This is a genomic window from Paenibacillus maysiensis (assembly GCF_000520815.1).
Classification (GTDB): Bacteria; Bacillota; Bacilli; order Paenibacillales; family Paenibacillaceae; genus Paenibacillus; species Paenibacillus maysiensis.
In genome coordinates this window covers 1-14,530 of the sequence record NZ_ASRY01000329.1, presented here as the reverse complement: position 1 = coordinate 14,530, position 14,530 = coordinate 1, and the positions used below count along the sequence as shown (strand labels likewise).

The following is a 14,530-nucleotide window of genomic DNA, read 5'->3' as shown; positions in this document are numbered from 1 at the left end:
CAGACATCTAACATTCACTTTAGCGAAGAAGCGGAAAAATTGACATGATCTCAGAATTCACTGACGAAGAAATAAACGAAAGAATCAAAGTTAACATGTATAATGAAATTTTGGAACTAGAGTTTTCTCCATGGATGACAAACAACGAAGGGCTGCCTGATAAAGAAGGGGTAATTGTCGCCTATAATCCTGTGCTTAAAAAATATATACCCTCTTACACTAATAACATTCCAAGAAGATATGATGAGTTATTAAAAGAAAAAAACACCAAAGACATGAGTAGATTTTGTTTCGCAATAGTAGACGACTACACGAGTAGAAAGCATTATCGTGAACTTTTAAAAACGATGTTTCTGCTAGATAATTGGAAAGATTGAAAGGTATATGGATTATTCATTCCCAACCATACTTTATCATCCAGTTACCCCCATATTGACGGTGACTGGATTTTTTTATATTCAAATTACGCGACATCGCGAGGTTTGCTGCAAGTCGTCAAATTGACGTTTCGCCAAATCAAATCTATTCCCAATGTTCGTATTCTCAGTACGGACTTTTTTGTCCACATTGGGAGATGCGATGTCGCAACCGCCAACTTTGGCGTTTGAAGCTAAATTATTTAGTTGGGTGCAACCTAAAGATTCCCCGACATCGGAGAAACTGAACGCCTAGAATGGGCTGGAGAGCTTGAACAATTGGAAAGATTGAAAGCAAAGGAAAGAATGGGACAAGGTACGCAAAATTTTGTGGAGCTTCATATATGCTCACTACGCAACTTTGCGGAGCCAGATTAACTAGGGTACATTATGAACCTGATCCCAGAATTGGGGGGAATTCAAGAATTATCCTTAATGTATATCCACAGTATAGAATACATGGTAAAATTGAACTAAATATGATAAAAGGAGCTGTAGCATGAAGAAAATAATCGCAACTTTAGCCCTAGTTCTATGCCTATCACACACATTAACAACCACGCTAACATCTGTAGAAGCAGCTAAAGCAACCAGTAAACAAAAAGTTAGTAGTTATCATGAGAAGATGGATTATTATAACAAGCAAATTGCAATCAATGAAGAAAAAATCGCAAAACTACAGAGCCAGCGTATAAGTATAAAGTATGGAACTGAAGAATATGGGAGATCTTTAAAAAAAGAAACTTCCTTGCTCAATCAAAATCTGTATTATCTGGATAAAATCATGGAATTAAACTCCTAGTTGAACTGTTGAAAATTTTGTCGAGTCAAATAACTTACAAAAATATGTTTTTCGCGTTTTCGCTGAAAAGGTATATTGTCTACTCACACTCAAAGAGGACTCCTTGTTATTTAGGGAATTCTCTTTCTTTTTACTCCTGATTCATTCAACGTAAAATTGCGTTGAACCAGGGCGCAACAAATAAGCCTAGATGACTAAACATGTCTAGGCTCTTTGCTATGTCTATGTGAGGCAAATGTTACAAAGAGGAAGGCAAAACAAGAAGGAATGTGTATATAGGAGTCAAAAAGAGTCAAAATCCCCCCCATGAATATGAAGCTATTCGCCTAGAGGTAGGCGTTTTTTGTTACCAATTTACTATGATTATCCAAAACATATGGGAAATTGTCCCTACCTGTTGTATTATAAGGAAGTGTGAAAAAGAGCTAGAGCAGCTAAGGAGGAGCATTGTTGTCTATATTTGTGATAGTGTGTGTCGTTGCTGTATTGATTGCTTTGGTGCTGCTACGCTTATTTAAGAAGCCTAGAGTTCAGGAACCATATAAGGTAACGCAGGATATTGACCCTTACAACATTGGCATTAACGAGATAGACCGTATGGAGGATGGTAAGGACTTTGAAATGTATCTGTTCAGGCTGTTCCTGTGTTTAGGCTATAGTGATGCGTATAAAACACAAGACAGTAGAGATTTTGGAACAGATTTGGTATTTACGGATAGAGAAGGCTACCGCAATGTCATTCAGGCTAAACGGTATGCAATAAGCAATCCTGTTGGTTTGAGCGCAGTTCAGGAAGTGTATAGCTCGATGCGATTTTATAGAGCTAAGAAGTCCATTGTCATCACTTCAAGCAAATACACAATTTCGTGTGAACAGTTAGCCAGTTATAATGGAGTGAAGTTGCTGGATCGCAACGATTTAATTAAAATGATTGAGCTATTCAAAGCGCAGCAACATAGCAAGGTAAAGGATATTATTGAAGCTGAGCCTTACTTGAGTCTGGATTCATGGGACGATTATAGGGATAATGGTAAGATTGTAAAGAAGGATCGTAAGGTTGAGAAACTTGTTGTTTCAGGTAAGTAGGCTTCAAGTAAAACGATGATTTTACAATATTGTTACATAAAAATTAATCATACAATTAGGAGAGAGTTTAAAAATGAGCAACAATATCAATTCTATCAACGAGAAATACGACAACAGCAACGATCAATACCCACATTTCAGTGAGGTAATCAAAGAAAGATTTGCAACCTTTAGTAGCAAGCCGCTTTTCACAACTGATTCCGATGGAATATTTGACGCATTTCTTGAGGGCTTACCACATGAAGCAAGACAACATTATACTTGTAAATGTTGTAGAAATTTCGTGAATCGTTTTGGTGGGCTTGTATCTATTTCTGAAGATGGCGAAATCAATTCTGCTTTGTGGGATGAAAGCAACACTCCTGAGTTTTTCGTTAATTCTGTCAATGCAATGAAGCAAATTGTCCTTAAATCTAGAGTTACAGGGGTATTTGTTTCTAGCGAAAGAAATCTTGGTCAACCACACTCTAATGGATGGGATCATATGACAGTTACGATTCCAGCAGAAAAAGTTTATCAATCTAGACTGAAAACTGCTAGACAGGAACTGGCAGAGAAGAAAGAGGATTTCAGAATTTTGACTGCTGGACTTACGGAATATCCGCCGGAGGCTGTAGAACAAGCTGTGACTCTCTTGGAATCAGAATCCTTGTATCGGTCTGACAAAGTACTTGGTGTAGCTAAATTTCTTCAAGTTCTTCACACAAAACATCTAAACATTCGGAACAGTCAAACTCGTGACAACATTACTTGGATGGCTGTTGCAACCGCTCCTTCTGGATTCTGCCATGTGAAAAGTAGCATGATCGGAACTTTGCTTGATGATATTGTTGATGGACTTCCATATGATTCTATAAGTCGTAGATTTGCGGAAAAAATGAGTCCTTCCAATTATATGAGGGCGCAAGTTGCTCCATCTCAAGGGAACATTGAGCAAGCTGAGAAGATTGTTGAGAAGCTTGGCATTGCTAATTCGCTACAACGAAGATACGCAACGATTGAAGAAGTCCCTGAGACCATTTGGAAGAAAAAAGGTTCCTTTGTGAAAAAGGATGATGTTAAAGCTGGCGGTGTATTCGGTAATATTACGCCGAAAGAGAAAACTAATACTGTTTCAAGCAGAGTTGACCTTCCAAGCGTGGTTATGACATGGGATAAATTCCAAAGAACGGTAATGCCATCGGCAGAAAGCATTGAAGTAAAAATCGACAATCCGAATAGATTTATGGCATTAGTTACAGCTTCCGATGATACAGCGCCTAACATTCTACAATGGGATAATGCATTTAGTTGGTATTATCATGGAGGCATTGACGGTGAGATCAAACGTAGGGTTGAGAGTGCAGGTGGTCAATATAGCAACAATGAAATCCGATGCTCACTCATTTGGGAAGGTTACACAGATCTTGATTTGCATTGCGTAACTCCTAACGGCGAACATATTTACTATGGTGACAAGCGAAGCAGATGTAATGGTTGGTTGGACATTGATATGAATGGTGGAGGTCACAGAGATTATTCGCCAGTAGAAAATATCAGATGGAGCGAAGGCGAAGCTAGAAATGGAACATATAGATTCTATGTTCATAATTACTGTGAGCGAGGAAAAGGAAGCACACCATTCAAGGTTGAGCTTGAAGTCAATGGAAAAATATATTCCTATCATGGCGTTGCTGGCGGTGATGGCTATCAACAAGATGTATTTGTATTTAAATATATTAAGGGCCAGCATCCAGAAATCGTTAACTCAAATTCATATTCTTCTGATGATGCATGGAATGTTTCAGTTAATAGTTTTGTTAAGGTAAACGGAATTACAAATTCTCCAAATTTGTGGGGGGAAGAGAAAGTTACTCATACAGGCCATCATATCTTCTTCTTGTTGGACGGATGCAAAGACTTGTCGGAGGGGAAAGGCAGAGGATTCTTCGTCGAAACATTGAAACCAGAACTTCGTGAAGTCAGAAAGACACTTGAAGCATATACCGCCAACACTCCAATCGAAGGAATTGAAGCAGCGTCAGCTAGTGGTGTGGGTTACTCTAAGGACAGTGAGTGGAATTTGATTGTGAAAGTAACAACAGGCAACTCCACACGACTCATCAAGATTGATCGCTGGGATTAGTATTTAATTATCATTTTGGAAAAAGTGGGAATAATAACTCTTCCACTTTTCCAAGATAAGAATCATGATATTATGAGTCTTTTATCAAGAAAAGAGAATGGAGAGCGAGTGCAATGAGAGAAGGGTTGGTACTACTAGAATTGTATGAGAACAAATTAATTTTTTTTGAATTCAAGAAAAAGGCTGTCACTCTTGTACCTGATATTATTCGCGGGGAATTCAAGGATGCGCAAGTGATTAATGAGCACAACAGTAAAGAAAAAGTGATTTACCAGGTATACCTATTTGAAAACAATATTGAATTTAGAATTCGAATTATCGCTTCGTATTTCAATGACTCCATCACCATTGTCGCTGACGAAGTGAATATAACAATCAGAGCTTATCAAGCTTTGCATAAAAAACTTGCAAATGGCGCATTGGATTAAAAGGAGACTAATTGCAAGACTATAAATGACGGACAGCAGAGGAGGATTTTTGCGCGGAGAGATCATGATTGAAGTAGATGTTAAGTTTACATAAAATTAGCCTTTTACGAGGAGAAAGTGAATTCATGAGTAAATGAAATTCTCAATTCTTATAAACTCAACTTTCGCAGAGCCAAAATCAACTTGAACCTTTGTAGCAACTGGGCTCTGAGGGATTCAAATACCCTTCTTGCAAAATAGAAAAACACCGCTTTGTTTGGTAAAGTGAGAGTAACGAGCAATCACTACCAGACAAAAGAGGTGTCTTCTATCATGATAGATCATCAACCCGACCTAAATCAACTGCCAAAAGAATTGAAGGCTGCATTTCAAGAACTGAATATCTTGAAATATCTGCACCAAGCGGGATTTCGTAAACGATTTGGCTTTAGCTGTGCTCGGCTGTTCCAGCTTGTTTTTGTCCTTCTGTTTCATCAGAAGAACTGGTTTCGTTTGCTAGAGAGTCGTCAGGGCGAATCGCTTCCCGGCAAGGATGCGGTGTATCGTTTTCTCAACCATACTGGTTTTGCGTGGCGTCGCTTTCTGACGATGTTCAGCATCGCCACCGTGTAGAAAGTCAACGCCCTGACGTCGGCTGATCGGATGGGCATACCTTTCTGCCGTTGGATTTTGCGCTGCTGAGCTCAAACAAGTCTTCCATTAACGGCATCCACGAGCACATCGACAAACGGACCTCCGGCTATAAACGCCGTCAGGAAGCGCTTCTGCCAGCTCCACGGGTCACCGCATCCATGCTGGATCGTGCCCTCAAAGCTGGAGTGACCGCTTCTTATGTCTTGATGGACAGCTGGTTCACGCACGCACCGCTCATTGGCGAAGTCGTCGCCCGCGGACTCGATGTGATCGGCATGGTCAAAAACGACAAGAAACGTTTCCTGGTTCAGGGCCGGAGCCTGTCACTGAAAGGATTGTATAGCGTTGCGCCCCCTGTGGAGAGCAAAAAGCGCCAAGTTCTCCGGTCGATTCGCACCGAACTGGCTTGTGGCATTCCAGTTCATGTGGTGTTCGTCCGCCATCGTAGCCAAAAGAAAGAATGGCTCGCGATTCTGACAACGGATCTTTCGCTTACCGTAGAAGACATCATTCGGATTTATGGGATCCGCTGGGATATCGAGGTCTTCTTCAAGTGCACCAAATCGCTGCTTCGCTTGCAGAAAGAATTCCAAGGTCGTTCCTATGACTTACTGATCAGTCACACGACGATTGTGTTCTCGCGGTATATTTTATTGGCCTGGCAACATCGGCAAAGTACGGACGCCCGTTCATTTGGCGGCCTGTTTTATTTGCTGTGCGACGAAGTGGGTACGTTAGACTGGACGATCGCCTTACAACAACTGCTTGATCTGGTCAACGAAATCGCTAAGAAAGCAGGCAAAAAACTGTCGGCTCTGATTCAGTGTCAACTCCAGCAATGGATCTCCGCTTTACCCAGTTATATCAAGGCTTGTTTGCCGATTTCATGCTGCGAAAGTTGAGTTATAAAGGCATTCGGATCAAGAAAGGCATACCGCATCCAACATGTAAACGCATATCATCAACGGTTGAAAAAGTGGATGGAGCGTTTTAATGGCATAGGAACTAAGTATATTAACAATTACTTGTTCTGGTTTCGTTTCTTAGAAATGCATAAGCACTTAGATAAGAAACAAAGAAGAAGAGTGATGGTTTTTGAGGCTTGCAAACGCCCGAATTACTCATGCCATATAAAGACTTAACTCTTAACTTTTCTGCTGATTATTCGGATAAGACAATCAATGATTAGTCCTGTCAGAAAGAAAGAAGCAAAGTGGATGATATAGGCAGGAAACTGAACCCTAATAGTTGCACTGTCGACTGCTAATTTTGCACTATCAAAATCAAAAATCCAGTGTCGGAATGGTTCAGTATATACAATAGAATTTAGAAGTGGATTCAATCCGATAAGGAGGATATTTTTATCATCATTTCCCAAATAGCTATTTAAGCATATTAAAAGGCTTATTACTGAAAACCAAAACGTTGCTTTCTTATAAGGCACAAGCAACACCTCTCCCATTATTTTCTTTTTTTATTGTATCATATCCCTTTGTAATTTCATTTAGAAACAATTTTTACGGAAAAGATCCAAAAAAATAACATCAAAGTTCGTTATAGAAGAATATACAGTAGCTTTCGTCTTATTAGCATATTAAAGAGGATGATATAAGAATGAATCTAAACCAGCATCACACAATGACCTACACGCTAAACAGTGGCATAAAAGGAACAGTCAATCTATCCAGCCAGCAAATACAGGAATGGATAGAATCATATCGTGTAGGCAGTAAATATGTGACGACAGTAGGCAAAGAGCATTTTGGATTGAATCCTGAGCTTGTAGCAGACTTTAAGGTACATAACGAATTTTCTGAGCAAAGGGAACATGTAGCTGTAATACAGCCTACAGCAGCACGTAAGGCCAATGAACAGTTAGCAGATGCATATAGCCAGCATAAGACACTGATTCAGGTGGAATGTAAATGTGGAGCTTCCTATATAGAAGAATCAGCGTACAAGCGGAGTAAATGGGGCTGTAAAGAATGTGGTGAGATTGTGTTTTTGGATAGCAAGAAGGACATGGTTGATACAGTAAAGGGTAAGGCTTGGTATATGACGAATAGGTATTATGTTGAAAGGTGATGAGGATTTAACATAGCGTTAAACTCAGGGATCAAAGGTTTACGGATAATGATGAAAGTCTGATTTCATTATCAATTGCATATGAATATGGATTTGGCGGCTTCTGTAGTATAATAGGAAATATTATACACAAGGGAGTCGTTTTATTTATGAAGAAGAAACTACAAGTTTTCATTTCATCTACATATATAGACATGAAAGAAGAGCGACAAGCCGCGGTTACAGCAGTTTTGAATGCAGGACATATCCCAGCAGGGATGGAGTTGTTTAAATCGGGTGATCAAAGCCAGAAAGAAACCATCAAACGCTGGATCGATGAATCTGATGTATATATGCTTATTTTAGGTAGCCGATATGGTAGTATTGACCCTGAAAGCGGAAAAAGCTATACACATTGGGAGTATGACTATGCTGGAGAACAGGGAAAAAGACGGTTTGCTATCGTAATTAAAGACGAAATGGAGAAAGCCAAATTAAACCCTGAATTTTTAGAGCGTGAACATTATGCAGAATTAAAAGATTTTAAGCGGGATGTGCTTAGTAATATTTCAAAGTTCTATGAAGATTTAAAAGATATTAAATTGATAGTGATGGAGTCCCTAAAGGAATATGAAGCAGATGACAATTTAGTCGGTTGGATAAAATCTGACAATATTCAAAGTGTGGAGAGTTTGCTTATGGAAAACGCAAAACTTTTAAAAGAAAATGCAAGGTTGGATAAAGAAAACGAAAAACTAAATCAAAAGTTGACTCAAAAAACAGATATTAATGGATTGCAATATGCTGAAATCAAATCTGCATTAGAGGACATTGTAATCAAGTTACCAAAAAAAATAGATGAAGGTGAAACAGAAGCAACTCTGTTTAAATATTTTATTCTTAAAGCTAATTCATTTACAACGGGAATTACAAATAGTACAAAATCCAATGCACTTACAATATATATTTATTATCATGTAGCACCAAAATTAATGCAGTTTGGCTTATTGGAAAAAGTTAAGGTTACGGGAGCAATGTATGAAAAAATACAGACAACCAAAGAAGGTTTAAAATTCTTAGCACAATATCAATTAGAAAAAAGTTTAAAAGCAAAAGCAAAAACAAAAGCAATAAAAGATTAATTTGACCAAGATCGCTTAGGCGATCTTTTTTTTATTTATATAGTGGTTATTTTTAATCTAATGCTCAAGGCACTTGAGTACTAACTTGGACGGTATTAGAAAGCGATTGAAGCATGTGAAAGAGAATGACTTGGTTCATGGTGAGTGGTACGAGTGGTTGAAAACTGTTGACATAACTCCTAGAACTGCAACTCGTATGATCCAAGCGTTTGAACAGTTTGGAAACGGACGACGTCGTCCAATTTGGCGGTAGGTAAAATATTCGAAATGCTCTCTCTACCCGAATCCGTTGATCGTCTGGAGTTTGTTGAACAAGAACATATTGTATCTTCGACTGGTGATGCTGTGGGGATAAATCGTTAAGTTAAAATTATAAGCAGGATAGCGTTACATGGTGTCACACTATTAACTAAATCCACTTTTGATAGAGTGAAAATTGATGAAAATATGTCTTCCACTCCGCTCCTTCTCTTAATCTTACGATTCGATTGAGGTACGATAGAAAAGGTAGATAAATAAAGGAAATTCCAATTTTAAGTTTTTCACAATTTAATTTATAAAAACTTAAATATCCTTTGATATATCAAGCTTTTTTACACATTATTTCTCGATACCTACGATACGCATTACAAATTGATTAAATTCACCAAAAATCCTTATTCCATCTATGTTTAAGCTGTTTTCTCGATACGGACGATACAAAGCTTAATGGATACTAAATTTAGGTTCAAATATGGTAATAAGCCATATGGAATATAGTATTTATGAATATATGATCAAGTTTTACGATTGAGCTTCGATACGGGTCGTTCTCTACAGTGTCTCCAAAGTTGGCGATACCCTCATATGGTTGACACAGCGTCAACCAACCTCCTATCCTCATTACTGATTACCATAACATCAAAATATTACTTTAAAACTATGATTACAAATGTATTGAAAAAAAAGTTGATCAATTTGACTTTTATTGAAACCCTGTATATAATTTGAATATATTGGATAGGGATTTTTACCCAAAAATATAGACTATACATTTTTAATCAAAATTAGAGATTATAGTACATGTATAGTTTACTCAAATCCATATTTACTGTTACATATTTTTTTAACATATAACTCTGTATTTAACCTTAAAAAATTGATTGTTATTGGACGGCGGTTACTCTGCCGGACATAAACAATATATTCGCAATTGCTACTTCATACATAGAGGGTGATTGCGTAAGCTCGTATTTCTATTTGTCTTATGGAGCTAACTAATTAAATTTTTCACATACATAATCTCTCCATAAAATAGACATACGAGACTCTGACTCATATGGAGGGACAAAAAAATGAAGTATGGATAAACATGTCGACAAACTTTGAACAAGCATTCTCCTATATCAATTAAATCCCCATTTGGAGGTATAATCATGAAAAAAGTTCTTAGTTTAGCTTTTTCCGCTAGTCTTGCTCTAAGTATCCTTCTTCTTCCCAGTGCAAACATTTATGCCGCCGATGAAACATCGCCTTCCTTCAGTGTTAATGACAATTCTTATCAGAAAATGAAAGCTGCTGGAATGACTGATAATGATATTGAGTTACTCCGTAAGCATAATGAAAATGATCTTCGTATCATAAAAAGCGGGGAATTGGAAGAGAAGGCATTGAATGACCAAAAAACTAGCCAATCGCTCACTGATGGCTCGGAGAATCCTAGGTTGGCTGTATCAGGTTTGGGGACAGTTGGTGATATTTTGGTTGCCTATAACGCAAGCTCGTGGGGTATTGATTTCGGATACCCAGGACATGCTGCCATTGTTTCCTTAATAAGCGGAAAAACAGTAGAATCGTTCCCAGCCGATGGAGTTCAATATCACACAAATGATTGGAGAAGTCGCTCAAATGTTTATGGAATGAGCGTCAAAGGGGCCTCGGGTTCCCAATATAGGGCAGCGGCGCAATATGCAGCTAATCAAATTGGAAAACCATATAACTGGAATTTTGCTAATCCATGGTCAGATGCTAAATTTTATTGTTCACAGTTGGTATGGAAGGCTTGGAAAACTCAGGGGATTGATGTTGATTATATAACAATTGATCCTATTGTTACCCCAATGGAAATAGCTAAATCCGGAAATACTTCAATATACTATAGCAACTAATAAACCTAATCACTCACAGGATATATATTTTTTCCTGTGGGTGATTTCACTAGGGGGGGGCAATATGCTCTTTAAAAAAAGAAAAAGAATTATTTTTGCAACTTTATTTTTACTTGGATTAGCAGTTTCAACGTTTTGGTTTACTGCAACAAATCATTCATTGAAAAATATAACAAAATCCGAGACATTTACTGTTGTTTATTCTAATGCAATGGATGACGGTGCAGAAATTGTGAAATACAGTAATAAAGGCGAGATTTTAGACAAAAAAAACTTAGTTAATGCCCAGTCACTTTATTATTTTGCCAAAGTAAAGAATGACTATTATTTAATGTCTGAACGAAAAAATAGACATTACATACTTAATCAAAATGGAATTCTTCAACCATTTTTTGGATCTAATAAGTATGGAAAAGATAGGAATATCGGAACTTCATTTTTAAAAGAAAGCGACAATCATGTATTTTTCTCCATGAACGTGGGTATTAATCCGAGTTATTCTCCCACACAGTACACCAATGAATTGGTTTATTTCGATAAAAAAAATTTGAAATATAGAAATATTCTTTTAGATGGATATTTATTATCAACCGTTGAATACAATAATATGGCATACACTTTATATGTGAACAATAATGATAATTCTGTAGGTATTTATGTCATTGATTTAAAAACATCAAAGAAGACCAAACAATTCACTATAGAAAATCGTTTACATGGTTTAAAAGAGTACTTTCCGGTAGGTCAAAATGGAGCATCACTACAAATATTTAAAGGCAAGCTTATTGTATTTCTTGATGGCAATACATCTGATACACAATTTCATCCTATAATGCAGATAATTGACCCTAAAAATGGTAAGTTAGAAAGTGAAACATCATTGTCAGATACTTCATTTTTGTTTTATGACAGCCAAATTTACAACGATAAATTATATATTCTCTCTGAAGACTTAAATTATACCATTTTCAATGACCTCAACAAAAATCCTAAAAAGCTGAGATTAAAACAAAGCAATTCTGTATCCGAAAAAATACAAAATGAGAAAGGAGTAATATCTGGAGTACAGTATCTTGCAGGATCTGTTTTTGTCCTATATGATTATGTCAAAAATTCTCCTGCTGATAGAATAAGGGAAATAAGAGAATATGACTTATTGACAGGCAAAGAATTACATGTCATTCCTCTAGCATTTAAATCAAACAAGGAAATGATTCGTTTTTTTCTGACTAATTAACTTTAAGGAGTGATTATTATGATTTATTGGTTATTTCCAAAACTTAATCCCCTCCTCCCTACTTTTATATTTTGCCCCATTCTGGCAATCTTGATCGGAGTATGTTTCGCCTATTTCAAAGGAAACATCTACTTAGGATTAATACTAGCCTTGTTACTGCCTCTTATATTTATTGCCACCAATTTAGAAACCATTGCAGTTAATATAGATGCTTGGATTCTATATGGTTTTATCTACGTAATTATTACGTTTGTGGCTTATAAGATGGCGTTTTCACAGTTAGGAAAATCGAGTTAATTTTTTCACACTATTATCAATAGTCACCACGATCAACTTTTCGCACACTAACTTAGGTATAACAGGCAACGATGCATCTCTTGAGTTCAATCCAGTTTATTTGCTAATTGGAAATCATTCCGGAAATGATGGGTCTGGTTAGCCGATTAAAATTTCTGGGAATGGATATGCAAATTAAATTAATTAATGAAGGGTTAGGGAAGAAGTGAAGACTAAATTAAAATTTTTGGGGTTGGCTGCCCTTACTGTTACGTTTGCTGTAGTTATTAGTAATAATGTTTTTGCTAGTGATGATACTTCTGAAGAAATGAAGGACGTTACAAAAGCAATAGTCCCTGATAGTGTATTAGAAGGACTTAATCATCCTGATAAAATCTATACTAAAGATGGATTATTTATAAAAAAACCGCAATCTCTCCATGATGAAGATAAGTTCAGTCAAGATGAAGTAGTCTACGACGTTTCAAAGGCTACTGATGAAACTAAAGCAATCATTCAATATGACGCTACTTACATCAAGGAAGAAGACAGTAAATAGATTTGTTACTAATGGATTTGGAAAGTTCAGTTGTATAATTGGAATATCTAGGGCGACTTCGGTTGCCCTTTTTATTATGCCCAATGTATCCAAGTTTTTCCAACACAATGTCATAAAGCATACCTTTTGCAATAGTGATCTAGTGTATGTCATAAGTGGTTATGATATGTGTCAAATAGTATATAAAATATTATGAAATGTTTCATATATATAGATATACATTTTGACATAGTTTTGCTATAATATAATCAACGACATAACAAAGGATGATCTATATGAGTGAGATTAGACACTATGGTTACATAAGAGTATCGACGAAAGATCAGAATGAAGCTAGGCAATTGGAAGCAATGCAAGACTTAGGCATCATGGAACGTGATTACTTTATAGATAAGAAAAGTGGCAAGAATTTTGACAGACCGCAATACCAAGCGTTGAAGAGTGTAATTAGGCGAGGTGATATCCTGTTCATCAAAGAACTGGACAGACTTGGACGGAATGCAGAAGAAATCAAACGTGAATGGCAAGATATAACGCACGAGATCGGCGCACATATTGTTATTCTTGATATGCCAATTCTTGACACTAGACAATACCATAATGGCTTAGAGAAAGTTATATCCAGTATTGTGCTTGAACTGCTTAGCTACATGGCTGAACGTGAACGGGAGAAGATTAACGGAAGACAGACTGAAGGCATAGCAGCAGCTAAAAAGAATGGCGTGGTATTTGGTCGTCCTAAACAGGCAATAAGTGATGACTTCATTATGGTATATGAGGAATGGAAGGAAGGCAGCATAACAGCAGTTGAGGCAATGAAACGTGTAGATATGAAGCCTAACACGTTCTACCGTAGAGTTAAAGAATATGAACAGCAGCAACAAGTAGGATAAAATAATAAACATGTGTACACTATGTACACACTCACAAACCTAGTGTAAGCGCGCTAGGTTTCTTTGTTTTCAATATCCATATATTGTTATTCAATTTAAGTGAGGGGGGTGTATTTACACCTAAAACGCCTATTTAATTTCCAGAATTGCCCCTAGCACATCCAGCTACACACTGAAGTTATTTTATAATAGAATGATTCAGCTATTCGATTATTAGGCAAGATATTTGAAATGGTATCTCTACCAGAATCTATTGATACCGATACGGAAAATTTGCCGGAACGGGAGGGGGGTATTTAAAATCAAATTACCATTCATTTTCCACAAATATGCTCCTAGCACTTCCACTCTGCGACTCAACTATAATTTTTGACTCGATACCATATGCAAATTGTGGACGTTGTTCGACTGTTACATACATCAATTTTGAGCTAAATCTGCTGATAATACATAAAGGAAAATGAGTATCAATGTTCAATCAGGTGATGATAATCTTAATCAAGAAATCTTTGCAAACTATCCGAGAAGGTATCTTAAGTAAATATCTGAGAGGTATATGATTTTGTACCAAAAGATGGTACAATTATGAGCAATAAAACAAATCTATTTTACTACTTGTTTCTCAATTACATAATTTATTTAACTATGCATCATATGACGATTTTATGCTGAAAGGGTGGTTTATCCATGAAAATCACACCCACGATACGCGCAGAATTAGA

At 36.9% G+C, this 14,530-nt stretch carries 13 protein-coding genes and 2 pseudogenes; all 15 read left to right on the top strand.

Annotated elements, in window-relative coordinates:
- Positions 1-44: 44 nt before the first annotated feature.
- Positions 45-377 carry a hypothetical protein gene (locus L696_RS0126425; RefSeq protein WP_025686319.1) on the top strand — a complete coding sequence of 111 codons (333 nt, stop codon included), beginning with the start codon at positions 45-47 and terminating at the stop codon, positions 375-377.
- A 538-nt stretch (positions 378-915) separates the two neighbouring features.
- Positions 916-1,218 (top strand): hypothetical protein, encoded by a 303-nt coding sequence (locus L696_RS0126420; RefSeq protein WP_025686318.1) that lies wholly within the window; start codon positions 916-918, stop codon positions 1,216-1,218.
- 450 nt (positions 1,219-1,668) lie between these two features.
- Entirely contained in the window at positions 1,669-2,304 is a 636-nt protein-coding gene (locus tag L696_RS0126415) for a restriction endonuclease (protein ID WP_025686317.1), read from the top strand.
- 73 nt (positions 2,305-2,377) lie between these two features.
- A complete protein-coding gene (locus L696_RS0126410; RefSeq protein ID WP_025686316.1) occupies positions 2,378-4,429 on the top strand; it encodes a YfaP family protein in 2,052 nt (683 codons plus the stop codon).
- 113 nt (positions 4,430-4,542) lie between these two features.
- Complete coding sequence (locus L696_RS0126405; protein ID WP_025686315.1) at positions 4,543-4,857, top strand: hypothetical protein; 315 nt, start codon at positions 4,543-4,545, stop codon at positions 4,855-4,857.
- Positions 4,858-5,169: 312 nt separating this feature from the next.
- Positions 5,170-6,392: pseudogene (locus L696_RS0126400) on the top strand (IS4 family transposase).
- A gap of 5 nt (positions 6,393-6,397) precedes the next feature.
- Positions 6,398-6,549 (top strand): annotated as a pseudogene (locus tag L696_RS32260) (IS1595 family transposase); the annotation flags it as partial.
- Positions 6,550-7,104: 555 nt separating this feature from the next.
- Positions 7,105-7,575: a restriction endonuclease subunit S domain-containing protein gene (locus L696_RS0126390; RefSeq protein ID WP_025686313.1), complete on the top strand. Its 471-nt coding sequence runs from the start codon at positions 7,105-7,107 to the stop codon at positions 7,573-7,575.
- A gap of 149 nt (positions 7,576-7,724) precedes the next feature.
- A complete protein-coding gene (locus tag L696_RS0126385) occupies positions 7,725-8,696 on the top strand; it encodes a DUF4062 domain-containing protein (protein ID WP_025686312.1) in 972 nt (323 codons plus the stop codon).
- A gap of 115 nt (positions 8,697-8,811) precedes the next feature.
- Entirely contained in the window at positions 8,812-8,949 is a 138-nt protein-coding gene (locus tag L696_RS32850) for a DUF3102 domain-containing protein (protein WP_425339356.1), read from the top strand.
- 1,162 nt (positions 8,950-10,111) lie between these two features.
- Complete coding sequence (locus L696_RS0126380; RefSeq protein ID WP_025686311.1) at positions 10,112-10,843, top strand: YiiX/YebB-like N1pC/P60 family cysteine hydrolase; 732 nt, start codon at positions 10,112-10,114, stop codon at positions 10,841-10,843.
- 64 nt (positions 10,844-10,907) lie between these two features.
- Positions 10,908-12,080: a YncE family protein gene (locus L696_RS32255; RefSeq protein ID WP_245233451.1), complete on the top strand. Its 1,173-nt coding sequence runs from the start codon at positions 10,908-10,910 to the stop codon at positions 12,078-12,080.
- Between the two features lie 18 nt (positions 12,081-12,098).
- Positions 12,099-12,377 (top strand): hypothetical protein, encoded by a 279-nt coding sequence (locus L696_RS0126370; protein ID WP_025686309.1) that lies wholly within the window; start codon positions 12,099-12,101, stop codon positions 12,375-12,377.
- A gap of 205 nt (positions 12,378-12,582) precedes the next feature.
- Complete coding sequence (locus L696_RS0126365; protein WP_025686308.1) at positions 12,583-12,915, top strand: hypothetical protein; 333 nt, start codon at positions 12,583-12,585, stop codon at positions 12,913-12,915.
- Positions 12,916-13,190: 275 nt separating this feature from the next.
- Positions 13,191-13,808 carry a recombinase family protein gene (locus tag L696_RS0126360; RefSeq protein WP_025686307.1) on the top strand — a complete coding sequence of 206 codons (618 nt, stop codon included), beginning with the start codon at positions 13,191-13,193 and terminating at the stop codon, positions 13,806-13,808.
- Positions 13,809-14,530 lie beyond the last annotated feature (722 nt).